Source organism: Priestia sp. YIM B13491, assembly GCF_042787605.1.
GTDB lineage: Bacteria > Bacillota > Bacilli > Bacillales > Bacillaceae_H > Priestia > Priestia megaterium_E.
Genome location: NZ_JBHZOR010000002.1, coordinates 826,917 through 843,767 on the forward strand (window position 1 = coordinate 826,917; position 16,851 = coordinate 843,767).

Here is a 16,851-nt window from a genome sequence, read left to right on the forward strand (position 1 = left end):
ACATTAATTAATTTAGAAAACGATTTCATTTTTTTATTACTTAAATTATATGAAAAAAAAATTCTTAAATCAATAAAAAAACTCAAAAAAATTTTATCAATTTTATTCCATACGGTTTTAACACATAAAAAAATCCAATCATGTTAATGATTGGATTCACCTTATTTATTTGGTGATGGTTGGATCAGCCGTTTGACTGTCGATAATCGGTTTTTCGCTTGTTTTTAACGTTATTTCTTCATATTCCCCCGGCGCTAATACACTTTTATCTCCTCTCATGAGATACGTGTAAACAATGATAGAAATGAATAGACCAAATGTCCAGGCATTATCCCATAAAAAACGCAGTCCAGGAATTAGTAAGCCTAAAACGGGTATGGCCACGCCAATTACTAATGCATAAATACCGTTTTTATTAAAACCTGTTGAATAACTGTAGCGACCGTTTACCTCATATAGATCCTTTAATGCCATCTGTCTCCTTCTTACAAGCCAGTAGTCAGCAATGGCGATGCCGTCTATAGGGCCAAGCAGTGCTCCGTATGTTCCAAGCCAGCCGAAAATATAGTTCCCGAAATTAGACATGATGTACCATGGCTGAAGTAAAATAGCAAAAATACCGGTCACTAGCGCCCCCATCGCAAACGTGATTTTCTTTGGATTCAGATTCTCAATTGCACGGGCTGGCGCGACAATATTTGCTCCCACATTAATCGTTAAAGAAGAAAGCACGATAACGATTGTTCCTAAGAAAATGATAAATGGAGGGAATTTAGCTACTAACGCCACTGGATCCCAAATAGCTTCTCCAAATATAACGATTGTTGCTGAGGTAACAGCAATTCCAATAAATGAAAAAATACTCATCGTCAACGGCAAGGAAAAGGTTTGCGCAACCATTTGAGATTTCTGACTTCTAGCATATCGACAAAAATCAGGAATGTTCAAAGCGAGCGTCGCCCAAAATGCAATGACTCCGGTTAAAGCAGGGAAAAATATGGCTAGAAATTCTCTGGTTGATGTAAATTTAGAAGGCGCAGATAAAATGGGCCCCCACCCTCCCGAGTTGGTATAAGCCCATATAAAAAGAATAATAGCTGAAATACCAATAACCGGAGCAGCAATCGCTCCTAATACTTTAATCGCTTGCGGTCCTTTATATGCTACTCCTACATTTAAAAGCCAAAAAAGAGCAAATACAATGGCTGTATGACCAGCTAAACCATTCCAAGACGAAAACGAAGCGCTTAGAAGTGTATCAATTGCTTCCGTTCCAATCCATGTATTAATTCCAAACCACCCAGCAGCCACAATGGCCCTAGCCAGTGCTGGGATATGTGCTCCTTTATCTCCAAACCACAGGCGGGCAAATACTGGATAAGGAATGCCAAACTTGGTTCCAGCGTGAGAATTAAGCAAGATAGGAATAAGAACAATAACATTTCCTAAAAAGATTGTACCAATTGCTTGCCACCAGTTCATTCCAAGCGTCATCATTCCGCTCGCCATTGTGTAAGCTGGAATACACAGACACATCCCAATCCAAAGCGTGGCAAAGTTAACTCCTTTCCAAGAATGCTCTTTCATCGTAGTCGGACGTAAATCCTCATTCCAAAGGTCACTGCCGCTCAGCTGATTGTGCGTCTCATCTGTGAGCGTCACAATTCCATCTTGCTCAATTTGTGTTTTCATCCATAAAACCCCTTTTCATAAAATAAGTTCATTTCAAAAAACAAATTTTGTTTGAATTTTCTGAAATATAAAGGCGTTTGTGACGATTCCTTCTAGTATGTGATAAATACTAACGTTATCCCTTATTATATTTAATGCGAAACGGGGATACACTGGACAAATTGTAACATTATTTGAGGAAACTTTTATATATTGTGTAATGTCAACTCTTTTGATTGTTAGATAACCTAACACACAAAAAATCATCGCTTGAAAGCTTCAAGCGATGATTTTTGAACTTAATGTACATATTTTTTTTGAAAAGCCGTAATGCTTTCGTATTCTTCTTTAAATAAGCGAGCCAAACGAATATAGATAGCCGTTAACTCTTTATATACTTCACTGTTTTCTTTGATTGGATAATGATGATTAGTCGCTCCAACCATATCAGAAACAACGTTTAATGAGTCAACTTCGCCAAGGCTATATAAGCCAAGGATAACTGCTCCTAGACATGAACTTTCAAAACTTTCCGGCACGGATACTTCTTGGTTAAAAATATCTGCCATCATTTGACGCCAAAGTGCGGAACGTGCAAATCCGCCTGTTGCCTGAATTTTTGTAGGCTCTCCAATTAACTCTTCAAGTGCCAATAACACCGTATACAAGTTAAAAATAACGCCCTCTAATACAGCACGAATCATATGTTCTTTTTTATGATGTAAACCTAGGCCAAAGAATGAACCTTTGGCATTTGCATCCCAAAGCGGCGCACGCTCTCCTGAAAGGTATGGGTGAAACAATAAGCCGTCTGCTCCCGGTTTCACTAAAGCTGCAATATCCGTTAATACTTCATACGGATCTTTTCCAAGGCGTTTAGCTGTTTCTACTTCGGATGCTCCAAACTGATCGCGAGCCCATCTAAAAATCATGCCTCCGTTATTTACAGGGCCGCCAATTACCCAGTGGTCTTCTGTTAACGCATAACAGAAAATACGACCTTTGGGATCAACTACTGGCTTGTCAGTCACTGCTCGAATAGCTCCGCTTGTCCCGATCGTCACAGCAACAACGCCTGGTTCAATTGCATTTACGCCTAAATTTGATAATACACCGTCACTTGCACCTACAATAAAGGGCGTATCTGGAAGTAAATGCATGTCAACTGCAAGCGCTGGGTTTAACCCTTTTAACTGATGCATTGTTGAAACAGGAGTGGATAACTGATCGGTTGTAACACCTGCTACTTTAAGTGCTTCTTCATCCCACGCAAGATTTTTCAGATTAAACAAACCCGTTGCTGATGCAATCGAATAGTCGATAACATATTCGTTAAACAACTTAAAGAATACATATTCTTTAATCGAAATAAACTTATGTGTTCCCTTCACTAATTCAGGCTGTTCATTAGAAAGCCATGTTAGCTTAGAAAGCGGCGACATCGGATGAATAGGCGTACCGGTACGCAAATAAATCTCATGACCATTGTATTCATTTTTAATTTTTTCCGTCCATTCTGCACTTCGATTATCCGCCCACGTGATACATTTTGTCAGCGGTTTTCCCTGCTGATCAACGGCAATAACACTGTGCATAGCTGAGCTGAATGAAACGCATAAAATATCATCAGGTTTTACATCGCTCGTTTTTACAACCGTTTGAATTGTACGTACAACTGCTTGAAAAATTTCTTCAGGATCTTGCTCAGCCATCGCGGGCGTCGGCGAGTATAGTGGATACTCAATCCCATGATTTGCAATGACTGTACCGTCTACTGAAAACAATACAGACTTTGTACTCGTTGTTCCGATATCTACACCTATTGCATATTTTTTGCTCATGCTGCTGTCCCCCTACTTTACTACTTTACTTATTTACAACACCGTGGCCGCCGAATTCATTTCGAAGTGCTGCTACAACTTTTCCTGTAAATGTATCTTCCTCTAATGAACGATAGCGCATCATTAACGATAAAGCAATAACAGGAGTTGCCGTTTGAAGATCAAGAGCAGTCTCTACGGTCCATTTCCCTTCGCCAGAAGACTGCATAACTCCTTTAATACTGTCTAGTTTAGGATCTTTTGAAAACGCATTTTCCGTTAGTTCCATTAACCAAGAACGAACAACAGATCCGTTATTCCAAACGCGTGCTACGGCTTCATAGTCGAAATCAAACTGACTTTTTTCCAGAACTTCAAATCCTTCAGCAATGGATTGCATCATTCCATATTCTACACCATTGTGAACCATTTTTAAAAAGTGACCGCTTCCGCTTTTACCTGCGTACATAAATCCATTTTCTACGCAAATATCATTAAAAACCGGTTCAATTGTACGGAATACTTCCGCATCTCCACCGATCATTGTACACGCTCCGTTTCTTGCGCCTTCCATTCCGCCGCTTGTCCCTACATCAAAGAAGTAAATACCTTTTTCCTGAAGATCCTGAGCACGTCGAACAGATTCTTTATAATTAGAGTTTCCTCCATCTATTATAATATCTCCTTCTGACAGAAGTTCTTTTAGTTCTGTAATAACATTTTCCGTTACTTCTCCAGCCGGAACCATAATCCATACAACTTTAGGTGAAGGAGCAAGTTCATTAACTAACTCTTCAACAGTAAAGGCGCCAGTTGCTCCTTCATTTGCAAGTTTTTCTACCGCTTCTTTATTTACATCATAAGCTACTACTTCATGATGGTTGTCCATTAAATTTAATGATAAATTATATCCCATTTTTCCTAAACCGATTAATCCAATTTTCATTTTACAAACTCCCTTTGAAAAAAAATTTCACATTACCTCCATTATACGAATTATTTTTCATTTTGCAATCGTTTACAAGAAAATTTTTTTCACTCATATTTTTGTGCTATACTCTTTTTACTACTAAATTCGTGGAAAGGAACATCAGTTATGACGCAAAATTGCTTAGGAAAAATTCGTTCTCACTATGCTAGATTCAGTGAAAAAGAGAAAAAAATAGCAAATTATATTTTAGAACAGCCGGAACAAATTATTCACAGTACCATTAACGAAGTGGCAGACGATTTAAATGTAGCTGATGCAACAGTCTTTCGCTTTTGTAAACGAATTGGCTTCAAGGGCTATCAAGCAATGAAAATAGCGCTGGCTGCTGAAATTATGACGCCTATTCAGCAGATTCACGAGGAAATTGCTGAAACGGATAATGAAAAAACGATTGCTGAAAAAATCTTTCGCTCCAATGTGCGAACGCTTGAAAATACATTACAAATACTAGAAAGCAACGCTATTGAAAAAGCCGTCAAACTTCTTATGAAGGCGGATAAAGTTCAGTTTTATGGCACGGGTGGTTCTTCAGTAGTGGCTATGGATGCTTTTCATAAATTTGTTCGAACAGGAATTAAAACGTTTGCATTTATTGATTCCCACTTCCAGCTTATGTCCGCTTCTCAATTAACAAAACAGGATGTAGCGGTCGTGATTTCTCATTCTGGAACAAATAAAGACACGATGAACATTTTAAATACAGCAAAAGCGAACGGTGCCAAAACGATCGGTATTACGGGTTTTCCAAAATCTCCATTAAGCCAAAATGTCGATGTTTCTCTTTATACGAGTTCAGAAGAAACAGAATATCGATCTGAAGCTCTTGCCTCGAGAATTGGACAGCTAAGCCTCATTGATGCTTTGTACGTTAATGTAATGATTGCGAATAAAGATGCCTCTAAACACTCGCTTGAAAAAGTACGCGATGCCATTGCTGAAACTAGAATTTAACGTTTCGCTCTTATATATTCTTCAACTATAACATCAAACAGAGCATAGAATATATGCTCTGTTTAGTGCAGTTCTTCGCTTAAAATTTTCGAGTTTTAATTCTCATTTAACATTTTCTAAGTTGCTACATATGATAAAGCACAACTTTTAAAAAGTAGGTGAAGTGTGTATGGAGATTATCTATCGCACTGCAAAACTCGATGATTATACAGAAGTAAATAAAATATTAGGGGAATCACTAGAACTCCACGCAAATGCGCTTCCTTCTATGTTTGATAATCAAATGGCTGTTTTATCTCCCGAACAATATCAAGCTACTCTTTATTATGCAACCATTGATATTCTTGTAGCTCAATATCGAAATCAAATTATTGGGGCGTCTGTTGTTGAATTAAAATATAACCCTCCCACTACATTAGCTCCTCTTTCCTACACAGCGTACATCCAATATTTTGGCGTTAAGAAAGGCTTTCAAAATTATGGCGTAGGAAAAAGTCTTTTTTCTGCTACGAAACAGTGGGCTGTACAAAAAGGAGCAAATGACCTCCAGCTTACCGTATGGGCATTTAACGAGAAAGCACGTGCTTTCTATGAAAGTCTTGGGCTGAAAAACTTAAGCTACCTTATGACTACTTCACTACAGCCATAAATCGTTCCAATAACGGAGACTAGACACGTAGGTGATACGTGCCTAGTCTCCGTTATTCAAATAAAAGACTAAATCATTTCGACGTGTTAATTTACACAGCTTATATACATACTAAAAGAAGTTTATTACGTAGCCGGATTGCCTTCTTGCAGCTGTTCTTGTTCATCACGCTGACGGTGAGCTAAACGACTTGCCGCACTAGAAGCTACGCTCGCTACTAAATCATCTAAAAAGGTATTAACTCCTTTTTCTTTTTTACAGTCCAGCTTTTCAATAATGCCTACTTTTACTTTATCTAAATAGCCAAAGGTCGTAACAGCGATACTGCCATAGGTTAAAACGGCACCTAAAGCAATCGTTTCATCAACACCAAACAACCCTTCGTCTTGTTCTACAATACTTTGAAGAGGTTCTGATAATTTATTTTGCTCAGCTAACTTATCAAGTTCGATTCCAACTAGAAGCGCATGCTGAATTTCTCTCTTTTGCAGTACTCTTTCTACGCTCTCAGCACATTCCTGAATGGTTAGAGCTGGATGATAAGGAAGCTGTAAATCATACACAATTTCAGCAATATCCAAAACTGTTACGCCACGCTCTTCTAGCAAATCAAATGTTGCCTTTGCTACTTCTTTGCTCGTTGGGATTTTTTTCGCTGTCATGTCTCTCTCTCCTTTTCAAGTTGTTGTCTCTCTTTATATTAAATTCGATGAGAGGCGCTAAAAACCTTTTTTGTTTCATCTACCTGAATTCATAAACTCGTCACATATCTCTTTAGGCGCTCATTACATTTACTTGCTATAATGAAATTATCTAATCAGGAGGTTTGTCTACTGTGGAAGAAAAACAAAGTAAATTTAGCAGAGGCTTATTATTATTTTTCATTGGCGCAACAGCCCTTTTCTTTATCGTCTTAATCGTTCTGTTTCTCATGTCTACGTTTGGAAAAAGCGAAAAAGAAGCCGTGGCTCTTTTAGCAGGGAATCACTACGCTATCGTTAAGGAAGAGAATTCATATACTCTTTATGATCAAAAAGAAAACAAGCCTATTTTAGAAGATGTAAACGGCTATTTCGGTGCTCGCAATATCCGAAGTTATGTAAAAAATGACACAGAATTGGTTTCGATTGATGAAAAAGAAGAAGAATATACGAAGAAGCCGCTAGAAAAAGCCAGCCAAGCAGAAAAATCTATGTTTAAAAAAATGAAAAAATTAGAGTAACCAAAAGCGCTTCAGTCGATTCTGAAGCGCTTTTTTAATGACGCATGCCTCTTTCTCGTCATTCGCTTAAAAATTCGTTACAATAAAATAAAGAACGGTTATTAGAAAATGTGTTACAATAAAGGTAACGCTTTCATTCAAATGCATAGGAGTCGATTATTCATGTCAGAAAGTAAGCGGAAGTTAGAAGAAATTTCTTTTTATAGTGACGCACTGCAAGAAGATGTCACGTTACTAGTCTATTTGCCGTCAAACTATTCTACGCTCTATAAGTATTCCTTACTTATTGCCCAAGACGGAAAAGATTATGTTATGTACGGACGAACACCTCGTTTAATTGATGATTTAATGAACGAGTCGGAAATCGATCGTACTATTTTTGTTGGAATTCCATATAAAAGCGTAGAAGACAGACGCGATAAGTATCATCCAGAAGGAAATCAAGTAGATGCCTACATTCGCTTTTTAGCACATGAACTTGTGCCATTTTTGGATAAAACATATCCTACATATCAAATGGGAAAATCACGTGTTCTAATTGGTGATTCGCTTGCTGCTACAGTTTCACTGCTGACGGCCATTGCGTATCCTCACACGTTCGGGAAAGTAATTATGCATTCTCCTTTCGTGAACGATGCTGTATTACAAACGGTCAACTCATTTGCTTCTCCTTCACTGCTGGATTTGTATCATGTTATTGGAACTGAAGAAACAGATGTCAAAACAACACAAGACGGTATATTGAATTTTATTGAGCCTAACCGCCTGTTGCACGAACAAATGAAGCAGCGTGGATATTCTGTTTTCTACGAAGAATTTAATGGAAATCATACGTGGAAATACTGGCAAAAAGACGTAAAGCGGTCGCTTCAATATATGTTGAAGTAGAAAGATATCATATTTTTTGAAAATTTGTTATAATAATCTCGCTTTATACATATTTTATGATCTTACTTTGGAGGGATTTTTTATGAAATTTGGCGTTGTACTTTTTCCATCTAAAAAATTGCAAGATGTAGCGAATTCTTATCGAAAGCGCTATGATTCTCACTATTCATTAATTCCGCCTCATCTTACATTAAAAGAAGTCTTTGAAGCTACAGAAGACCAAATTGATGAAATTGCGGCTAACTTGCGTAAAATTGCCGAAGAAACAAATCCATTTACATTAAATGTAACGAAAGTAAGCTCATTTTCACCAGCCAATAACGTCATTTACTTAAAAGTGGAACAAAAACCAGAACTGACGTCACTTTACAATAAACTTCATGAAGGCAATCTCGAACAGCCAACTGAGTATTCATTTATTCCACATATTACAATTGGTCAACGTCTTTCAGATGATGAGCACTTAGATGTGTATAGCCAGTTGAAGCTTGTAGATGTCGCTCATGAAGAAACAGTGGATCGCTTTCATTTAATGTACCAGCTTGAAAATGAAACATGGACTGTGTTTGAAACATTTCGTCTTGGAAAGGGATAAGATACGTGAACATCAAAGTACTAACGAACAAACAAGATCATTCTGATGCTTACTTCGTACGTCAAAAAGTATTTGTAGAAGAACAGCAGGTTGATGTAGAGCAAGAAATCGATGAATACGATTCCGAAGCCCTGCATTTAGTTGTATACAAAGGAACTGCACCAATTGGGGCAGGACGCTTCCGTATGGTAGAGGACTATGGAAAAGCCGAACGAATCTGCGTTCTTTCTTCTTATCGAAAAGACGGTGTAGGAAAGCTTTTGATGGATAAGTTAGAAGAGCTCGCAACAGAGCACGAGATTGAAAAAATTAAGCTGCATGCTCAAACGCATGCGGAAGAATTTTATAAAAAGCTAGGCTACGTAACGGTTTCAGGTGAATTTATGGATGCTGGAATTCCACATGTAGAGATGGTAAAGAAACTAAGTAAAAAACACTAGGAATTGAACCTGGTGTTTTTGCTTTTTTAAAGGATAAGAACCTTTGCTTTGCTTATACTAATACCTAATCATGTGAATTAGGTGAAAATATGGATGAACTTATCGGAATTGCATTAGAACTCTTTATCGGATTTATCTGCTTGTTTATTTTAACTAAATTTTTAGGCAGAGCGACGATCACTCAGCTTACCACTTTTGATTTTATCTCTGCTCTTGTATTAGGAGAGTTAGTAGGAAATGCGCTATATGACTCAGAAGTAGGAATAGGCAAAATTTTATTTGCTGTTATCTTTTGGGGAGCGCTTATTTATGTCACCGAAGTTATTACTCAAAAAAATATTCGCCTGCGTTTGTTTTTAGAAGGACGGCCATCTATTATTATTCGAAAAGGGAAAATTTCCTACAAAGAACTTAGCAAAAATCGATTGGATATCGATCAGCTTCTTCATATGCTTCGTTCAAAAGACATATTTTCCATTCGTGAAGTTGAATATGCGATTTTAGAAACAGATGGATCACTAAGCGTATTGCCAAAATCTGATTATGCTAAGCCAACAAGAAGCGATCTACAGCTGCCTCCTTCTGAACCCGTTTTATCTATCGCCTTCGTCAGTGATGGACGTTTGCTTTTGAAAAACTTGATTCAGTCAGGCTTTGATGAAGACTGGCTAAAGACACAGTTAAAAAAACAAGGATTTACCGATTATAAACAGGTGCTTTATGCTGAATGGCAGCAGGGCAGTACTCTTTTTATTGAATCTTACTAAGATGTTTTTTACTTGTTCATTACTTTGTTAAAAAATCGTGAGCGCATTCATTCTGCGGCGTTCACGATTTTTTCTATTAGACACGTGTATTAATCACTAGGCCCTTATTTGTTAGCTTGCTGTATACACGCTCTGCTGCTTGAAGTTTTTTTCGCTTTTGTACTGAACTTGGCGTCAATTCCAGTGAGTGAGAACGCGATTCAAACTCTTCGTCAAAGCTTTTTTTCTCAATAGGCCAAATACGATTTGAAAAAGAAGCATTATTTTTTTGAAGACGATTTGCATATTGAATAGATTGATAAGGCGTGACGGGCAGTATATATCCCATATGAACCCTCCTCTTTTTCAAGATACCTTTTACTCGCAGAACTCAGTATTTTTCTCAAGAAGTATCGACATTGAAACCGCTCACTTTAATCCTCTACTTTAGACTTGTTCAAAACAGATGACACCTTGTATCTATACCGCCTGTTTTGAACATATGTGATGTCTTATTCAATATATACCCTCTTTTACATCCTATCCCTCCAAAAATATCCGTGCTCTTTTTAAAAAAAGATGATTTTGATATGATAGACTTTGACTATAAAACAAAGACTGTGCGTATACACACATCTATATCGATGTAGAACGAGAGCGGCTTCTTGCTTTAACTCCCTCTTATTTACTATTGATTATTCATGTTTTAAAAAGGAGGCCATGTTTTTTGCAACGTGCACTTTATCAAAATCAAATACTTAATCTTGCTATAACGGCTAGAGACCGATTTCAATATTTATATGAAGCTAGTCTCCGCGGAGAAATAACGTGTGCTCACTGCGGAGAACCAGTTAAATTATATCTGGGGATTGAGCATTCTCCTTACTTTTATCATGCTCAAGTTCCCCATGAAAGAGAAGAGTGTTTAGACACACTATCAGAAACAACAGCGGTACAACAAATAAAAGAAAATCCGCCTGAATACAGAGAAACCAATGGATTTCGTATTCCTAAAGGACGAGCTATTGGCGAGAAAAGTTCAACTGTAAAAGAGAAAGCAACATGGAGGTCTTCCGCACCTTTTTCAAGTGTTCCTGCTTTTCGCTTAAAACCAGCTGTTCCTAAACACTCTGACTCTCCTTATTTAAATGAATTTAAAGAGAGCGGTATTGAATTAGATTCGAACCAGTGGAAAGCTGTTACACATTCAGAAGGACCGCTCCTTATTCTAGCTGGTGCGGGAAGCGGAAAAACCCGTGTATTAACAGCTCGCACCGCATATATGATACAAGAAAAAAAAATTGATCCGAAATCCATTATGCTGGTGACTTTCACGGCTAAATCAGCTAAAGAAATGAAAGAACGATTGGCTACATATCCAAAGATGTCCGGCTTACATCTTCGTCAAATGCTAGTTGGAACTTTTCACAGCATTTTCTTACGTATGATTGTTCATCATAATCCTCAAGCGTGGCAAATGGACCGCCTGCTAAAATGGGATTGGCAAAAAGAACAGATCGTGAAAGAAGCAGCAAGAGAGCTCCACGTGGATGAAAAAGATTTTCCGTTTGATCAGGCACTTCAGCAAATCGGCTATTGGAAAAACACGCTTGTTGGCGTGCAAGATGTGCGGCCAAAGGACAAATGGGAACAAGACGTGCACTTTTTATATCGTCGCTATGAAGAAGTCAAAAAGCAAAAACAGCTATTCGATTTTGATGACATGCTGTATGGATGTTATGAAATGCTAAAACAAAATCCCGATTTACTCACTCGTTACCAAAAAAGGTTTCGCTATTTTTTAATTGACGAATTTCAAGATATTAATAAAGTTCAATATAAAATTATGAAAATGCTAAGTGAAGACTCTAAAAACTTGTGTGTCGTAGGAGATGATGATCAATCAATTTACGCTTTCCGCGGAAGCGATCCTTCGTTCATTTTAAACTTTGAAAAAGATTTTGCTAATACAACTGTTATTACGTTAAACCAAAATTATCGTTCAGCTCACGCCATCGTTTCTTCTGCTAATAAAGTCATTGCACGAAATACAGCGCGCCGACAAAAAGAAATGGCTGCCCAGTTTGATAATGAGTTGCGACCTACATTCTTCTTTCCATACGACGAAGAAGAAGAAGCAACGATGATTGTAACGGATATGAAAGAAAAGATTAAGCAAGGGGCTTCTCCAACTGAATTTGCGGTCTTGTACCGAACTCACGCTTCTTCACGCGCCATCTTTGAACGTTTATCACAGTCAAACCTGCCATTTTCAATCGAACAAGATGCGGATTCGTTTTATAAAAGACGCATGGTTCGAAGTTTACTTTCATTTCTACGCTTGAGCGTGAATCCAAATGACGCAAGTTCGCTACAAGATTTAGTAAACGCACTCTTTTTAAAGAAAACAGCAGTCAATGACTTAAAAGCAGCAAGTATTCTTCATGATGGTACATTTATTGATGCACTTGAATATCTTCAAGATTTAAAACCTTTTCAGCAAAAAAAACTCAAGAAAGTAATTCCTTTATTCAAGTCGCTAAAATCAATGTCTCCTTCTTTGGCACTTGAGACGATTTCTAAAGATATGGGATTCGATGATTTTGTCAAAAAACGCGGAAATGAAGGAAATATGATGGAAAAAGGTTCGGATGACGTGCGGGATTTAAAAGTTGTAGCACGTAAATTCAAAACCGTACCTGAACTCTTAGAGCATGTGGATCATATGATTGCCATGAACACAGAGATGAAAGCTTTAAGCAAGCAATTTAATGAAAGTATTCAGCTAACCACAATTCACCGAGCAAAGGGTCTTGAATATAAGCATGTATACGTACTGAGCAGCGTAGATGGCGGTTTGCCTCATGATTATGCACTCGAAGCTTATCGAGGCGGAGATGATGTGCCGCTTCAAGAAGAACGCCGTCTTTTATATGTAGCAATGACGCGTGCACAGAATTCACTTTATTTATCTGTTCCGCAAACTAGAAGGGGTAAAACCGCTTATCCTTCAAGATTCCTGAAGTCGTTTATAAAAAAAGTGTAAAAGAAAAACAGGCTGGGACAAAAGTAGTTTCATTAAAATAAAAAACGAACTATCTATCAAAAACGGATAAATAGTTCGTTTTTTTATAATCATGGTGAACGCAGGTGCTTCTAGCGGTTGGTTGAAGGGCAAGGCGAAGACTCCTGCGGGGACAGATGAGACCCCGCAGAAAGCAACAGCGGTCGAGCAAGCCGGATCATGTATCCAGATTGTTCGTCTTTAAATTGGATTCCTGTAGTTATGTTTCAACCTCTTTATCTTACTTCAAGCTAGCGTCCATAACTAATATTCTCATCATCTATTATTAACCAAATATTCCACTAAGAGGTAGATATTCATACGTGGATACGTTACACTACGTTATGTACTGTACTACTATATTTTAGGGGGCTCCATTATTGAACACAAAGCTTATTCATGAAAATGAAAAGATTTTTTTCATTTTGTGTATGGTTATCAGCTTATTAACTTATTTCTTTTTAATTATTTCACTCATTGGTATTATCTACCTTGTAATCGGTTTTTTAATTACATTTATACTCCACGGTTTCTCCATTGCTCAAATTCGCAATAATGGGGTTAGATTGACAGAGAAGCAGTTCCCGCACACTTATCATCAGGCAAAACAGTTATCTTTAGAGCTGGATTTAGAGCTGCCCGATATTTATATTGTTCAATCAGGCGGCTTGTTAAACGCGTTTGCTACACGTTTTTTTGGACGTCACTTTGTCGTTTTATACTCCGACATTGTTGAAATGATTGAAGATAATCAAGAAAAAGAACTTTCTTTTATTATTGCCCACGAATTAGTTCATATCAAACGTAAGCATACACTCTACCACTCACTTATTCTACCTGCTCTTTGGGTTCCTTTTTTAGGAAAAGCTTACTCTAGGGCCTGTGAATATACGTGTGATCGCATAGCTTCCGTTGCGATTGGTGATGCAAAAGCTGCCACTCAAGCACTCACTATACTTGCGGTTGGTCATTGTCTAAATAAAAAAGTAAATCAGGAGGAATTTGTTCATACGCACTCACAGGAAAAAGGTTTTTTTATGTGGTTGAATCAAGCTACTTCAACTCACCCCCCTATCGCCCATCGTATTAAAGAAATTAATTACTTAGCACAGCATCCGGAACTGTTTGGTCTTGATTCTAACGCATTTCAAACAAATGAAATTGCATAAATGGAAAAAAGCCCTGACGTGTCAGGGCTTTATATAAAACATTAAATTATTTTTTCTCATTTAGCATTTTAGCGATGGTCGCAAAATCAATGGATTGATTATTGTTTGCAATTGCCTTAACAATTTGTTCTTCTTTTTGTTTTGAAATTGGCTTATTCGCAATTTGTGCTACTCGCTTCACAATATTACGCACCGTTTGCTCATCTTTAAAATTAGCATTTTGTACAGAATTCGCAAGTTCAAAGATATCCTTCATATTAACGCCTGTTTTCTTTTCTATATTTTTAAACATATTATTATCCATTTTGCATGACCTCCTTTATTTATACTTCATCGTATGCACCATGTGCCTAGATGGTGCCCTTTACATTTAATAAAAAAATAAAGTGCGAGTGAAACTTCACCCGCACTTTTCGGTGCCTTATTCATAGAAGGGATTAATTGTAAAAACAAACACAACCAACAATAATTAATAGAATGAATAATACAACGATTAACGCAAAACCACCGCCGTAGCCACCACCGTAACCACAACCACCGTAGCCAAATCCGCAGCCCATAATATTACACCCCCTCTGTTTTACTCTCTATACTGTATGTTCACTCAAATGATTTCGTATAGGCTTTTCAACTGTGTACATTAAATTTCATTGTCCAAACGGATCTTCCGCATCTTGCTCATCAAGTCTTTTTACATTTTGCTGCAGTTTCCTCTCTTGCTGTTCCATCTGTTTTTCTTCTTTTTCTACTTCTTTCATTCTCTTTCGATGTTCTCCCATCATATGCTGTTCAAAAAAACGTTCAAATTCATCGAAAAAATCCGGCATCTTTACACCTCTCTACACTCTATGTAAAAAAGCATTGTCCGAGTGACAATGCTTCTATTGCTTATCGCTTTGGTAACTTTGAACCACAGCCGCAACCACCTTGTTTTGGAGAAGGGTACTGGACTGGCTTAGGAATAGACTGCCCTTTCTTTACCGATTGTTTTGTCATTGGTTGTGGATGATAAGGCAGGGGCTGAGGGTATTGATTAGGATTATAATTATAATGATAATACATCATGTTTTCCCTCCTTTTCACAGCATCCTATCTATAACATTATATTCAGGACTAAAGAAAGACGTTCTATCTTATTTGTCCATTTTACGCTGCATGGACAAAAATAAATCCGTGCTGTTTTTTGGCTTTCTTACTCTTGATCTTTCTCCTCCCTTTTGCTCTGTCACTTCACGCAGCCGTTTTTGCAGCTCTTGAATGGTTCCTTGGGCTTCATGATTGTACTGTACAATGGACTGTTCGGTTTTTGATTTTTGTTCATTAACACATGCTTTAAGCCAATCTATTTTTTCCTCTAGTTTCCTTTTTTCTTCTTCATGCTTTTGCTTTAATTCCGCTAGCTCTTCCTTAATATCTTCATGTTCAAATTCTTGATGCTTGAATTTTTGATATTCTTCTTTATAAAAAGCCAGTTCTGACTTCAATGAAGCAATATATTGTTTTGTTTTTTCCTCACTCATGCCCTTCACTCCTCCATTATAAATAACCCACTACTTCTAAAAAATCAGTTAAAGATGAATAACACTTTTTATTAACATGAATATGCTGTAATTGAGTTTATTATTTCCTTCATTTTTTATGCTCGCTCCAACTAGAATTTATTCCGATAAATTCCGCTTTTACTAAGGAACATAAAAGCAGGTCATTCATACACTATAGTAGTCCGATACCTAGTAACGAAAAGCGTAAAGGAAGGACAATTACAATTAGGAGGTTTAAAAATGGGAGAACTTTTTGAATCATTATGTATCCGCGTGCCTAAAGTGTACGACTGGGTTAGACGTCAAGTTGTTTTACCACAAATCTTTACGAATGACACTTCATTATTTGAAGAAGAAGCACTTAAAGATTTAGGGCATGACGTAGAAGTGGAAATTATTTTAACAGATAGTGACGGTAAACCTGTGGATCCTTCAGATGAAGATGCACTGGATAAAGTAATTGAACTTGTGCCACACAGTGGTCGCCGCGCTAGAAAAATCGTGTTACCAGATGGAGAAGTGGTTATTCTTCATGAAGTTAGATTGTCGATCAGTGGGTTCTACAAGATTAAGTTAATGGATTTAGGTGGTCATCACAAACATCATGAAATTACTTCTTGTAATATTCCATGGAAGACACATCAAACGTTTTACCTTTGTGCTCCAGAAGGCACAGAGCCAGTTGTTCACCTTGATTCTTTTGAAGGATCCGGCGGTTCTATCAGATTGTCACACTGTGACTTACAGCTGTTAAGCTTTGAGCTCGTGTTATGTTTCAGTGTACAAATTGAAAAAGATGTTAAAATCGAAGTGGAAGGCAGCTTCTGCTACCCTCGCCCTGAAATTATAGATGCAGCTAGCGGTTGCGCACCTGTTGAATATCCACCTCAATGTGAAGCAATTTTCCCAGGAAGACGTCACCATCACGATGATTGTGAGGAAAGTAGCAGCTACGAAAGTTCTTTTGAAACAGATTTTGATTAATTAGATACCATCAGAGGAGAATATTTCTCCTCTTTTTTCATCGTTTACAAGCTTTGTGCATACATATAAATAAAACTGCTGTGGGCAGCTCAGGTTTACAAACTTAATTCATAGCTCAGC

At 37.5% G+C, this 16,851-nt stretch carries 20 protein-coding genes; 10 read left to right on the top strand and 10 right to left on the bottom strand.

Annotated features, from left to right (window positions below; genetic code table 11):
- Positions 1–165: 165 nt before the first annotated feature.
- From ACFX4E_RS10185 to gnd, 3 genes are all read right to left on the bottom strand, one after another.
- Complete coding sequence (locus ACFX4E_RS10185) at positions 166–1,692, bottom strand: NCS1 family nucleobase:cation symporter-1 (protein ID WP_028407500.1); 1,527 nt, start codon at positions 1,690–1,692, stop codon at positions 166–168.
- A gap of 278 nt (positions 1,693–1,970) precedes the next feature.
- Positions 1,971–3,512 (bottom strand): gluconokinase, encoded by a 1,542-nt coding sequence (gntK, locus tag ACFX4E_RS10190; protein WP_028407499.1) that lies wholly within the window; start codon positions 3,510–3,512, stop codon positions 1,971–1,973.
- 25 nt (positions 3,513–3,537) lie between these two features.
- Entirely contained in the window at positions 3,538–4,437 is a 900-nt protein-coding gene (gene gnd, locus ACFX4E_RS10195; RefSeq protein WP_028407498.1) for a phosphogluconate dehydrogenase (NAD(+)-dependent, decarboxylating), read from the bottom strand.
- A gap of 150 nt (positions 4,438–4,587) precedes the next feature.
- Here gnd and ACFX4E_RS10200 point away from each other — a divergent pair, with 150 nt between their 5' ends.
- Both ACFX4E_RS10200 and ACFX4E_RS10205 read left to right on the top strand, forming a co-directional pair.
- Positions 4,588–5,433, top strand: a complete 846-nt coding sequence (locus tag ACFX4E_RS10200; protein WP_013055460.1) for a MurR/RpiR family transcriptional regulator — start codon at positions 4,588–4,590, stop codon at positions 5,431–5,433.
- A 169-nt stretch (positions 5,434–5,602) separates the two neighbouring features.
- On the top strand, positions 5,603–6,082 hold the full coding sequence (locus tag ACFX4E_RS10205) for a GNAT family N-acetyltransferase (protein ID WP_025749861.1): 480 nt from the start codon (positions 5,603–5,605) through the stop codon (positions 6,080–6,082).
- Positions 6,083–6,207: 125 nt separating this feature from the next.
- On the opposite strand, the gene ACFX4E_RS10210 is transcribed toward ACFX4E_RS10205, so the two are convergent.
- Entirely contained in the window at positions 6,208–6,744 is a 537-nt protein-coding gene (locus ACFX4E_RS10210; RefSeq protein WP_013055458.1) for a phosphatidylglycerophosphatase A family protein, read from the bottom strand.
- Positions 6,745–6,917: 173 nt separating this feature from the next.
- Between ACFX4E_RS10210 and ACFX4E_RS10215 the strand changes: the two genes are divergently transcribed.
- The 5 genes from ACFX4E_RS10215 (at position 6,918) to ACFX4E_RS10235 (ending at position 9,994) form a co-directional block, all read left to right on the top strand.
- Positions 6,918–7,304 (top strand): hypothetical protein, encoded by a 387-nt coding sequence (locus ACFX4E_RS10215; protein WP_098248676.1) that lies wholly within the window; start codon positions 6,918–6,920, stop codon positions 7,302–7,304.
- 162 nt (positions 7,305–7,466) lie between these two features.
- Positions 7,467–8,192: an alpha/beta hydrolase gene (locus ACFX4E_RS10220; protein ID WP_028407496.1), complete on the top strand. Its 726-nt coding sequence runs from the start codon at positions 7,467–7,469 to the stop codon at positions 8,190–8,192.
- 82 nt (positions 8,193–8,274) lie between these two features.
- On the top strand, positions 8,275–8,787 hold the full coding sequence (locus tag ACFX4E_RS10225; RefSeq protein WP_013055455.1) for a YjcG family protein: 513 nt from the start codon (positions 8,275–8,277) through the stop codon (positions 8,785–8,787).
- A 5-nt stretch (positions 8,788–8,792) separates the two neighbouring features.
- Positions 8,793–9,227: a GNAT family N-acetyltransferase gene (locus ACFX4E_RS10230; protein ID WP_098248677.1), complete on the top strand. Its 435-nt coding sequence runs from the start codon at positions 8,793–8,795 to the stop codon at positions 9,225–9,227.
- An 89-nt stretch (positions 9,228–9,316) separates the two neighbouring features.
- The gene (locus tag ACFX4E_RS10235) at positions 9,317–9,994 is read left to right on the top strand and encodes a DUF421 domain-containing protein (RefSeq protein WP_013081784.1); all 678 of its coding nucleotides are present in this window, start codon (positions 9,317–9,319) and stop codon (positions 9,992–9,994) included.
- Positions 9,995–10,070: 76 nt separating this feature from the next.
- Here ACFX4E_RS10235 and ACFX4E_RS10240 read toward each other — a convergent pair whose 3' ends face one another.
- Positions 10,071–10,322 (bottom strand): hypothetical protein, encoded by a 252-nt coding sequence (locus ACFX4E_RS10240; protein WP_028407494.1) that lies wholly within the window; start codon positions 10,320–10,322, stop codon positions 10,071–10,073.
- Between the two features lie 378 nt (positions 10,323–10,700).
- Between ACFX4E_RS10240 and ACFX4E_RS10245 the strand changes: the two genes are divergently transcribed.
- Both ACFX4E_RS10245 and ACFX4E_RS10250 read left to right on the top strand, forming a co-directional pair.
- Complete coding sequence (locus ACFX4E_RS10245) at positions 10,701–13,019, top strand: ATP-dependent helicase (protein WP_098248678.1); 2,319 nt, start codon at positions 10,701–10,703, stop codon at positions 13,017–13,019.
- Between the two features lie 398 nt (positions 13,020–13,417).
- Entirely contained in the window at positions 13,418–14,206 is a 789-nt protein-coding gene (locus ACFX4E_RS10250; protein WP_377258345.1) for a M48 family metallopeptidase, read from the top strand.
- A gap of 46 nt (positions 14,207–14,252) precedes the next feature.
- Here ACFX4E_RS10250 and spoVIF read toward each other — a convergent pair whose 3' ends face one another.
- From spoVIF to ACFX4E_RS10275, 5 genes are all read right to left on the bottom strand, one after another.
- Complete coding sequence (gene spoVIF, locus ACFX4E_RS10255; protein ID WP_013055449.1) at positions 14,253–14,510, bottom strand: sporulation-specific transcription regulator SpoVIF; 258 nt, start codon at positions 14,508–14,510, stop codon at positions 14,253–14,255.
- A 133-nt stretch (positions 14,511–14,643) separates the two neighbouring features.
- Entirely contained in the window at positions 14,644–14,766 is a 123-nt protein-coding gene (locus ACFX4E_RS10260) for a YjcZ family sporulation protein (protein ID WP_013055448.1), read from the bottom strand.
- An 87-nt stretch (positions 14,767–14,853) separates the two neighbouring features.
- Positions 14,854–15,033, bottom strand: a complete 180-nt coding sequence (locus ACFX4E_RS10265) for a hypothetical protein (RefSeq protein ID WP_028407491.1) — start codon at positions 15,031–15,033, stop codon at positions 14,854–14,856.
- Positions 15,034–15,094: 61 nt separating this feature from the next.
- Positions 15,095–15,271 carry a hypothetical protein gene (locus ACFX4E_RS10270; RefSeq protein ID WP_164797097.1) on the bottom strand — a complete coding sequence of 59 codons (177 nt, stop codon included), beginning with the start codon at positions 15,269–15,271 and terminating at the stop codon, positions 15,095–15,097.
- 68 nt (positions 15,272–15,339) lie between these two features.
- Positions 15,340–15,726 (bottom strand): hypothetical protein, encoded by a 387-nt coding sequence (locus tag ACFX4E_RS10275; RefSeq protein WP_025749868.1) that lies wholly within the window; start codon positions 15,724–15,726, stop codon positions 15,340–15,342.
- Positions 15,727–15,987: 261 nt separating this feature from the next.
- Here ACFX4E_RS10275 and ACFX4E_RS10280 point away from each other — a divergent pair, with 261 nt between their 5' ends.
- Positions 15,988–16,731, top strand: coding sequence for a BMQ_0737 family morphogenetic spore coat protein (locus ACFX4E_RS10280; RefSeq protein WP_377237331.1), 744 nt, complete (start codon positions 15,988–15,990; stop codon positions 16,729–16,731).
- Positions 16,732–16,851: the final 120 nt, after the last annotated feature.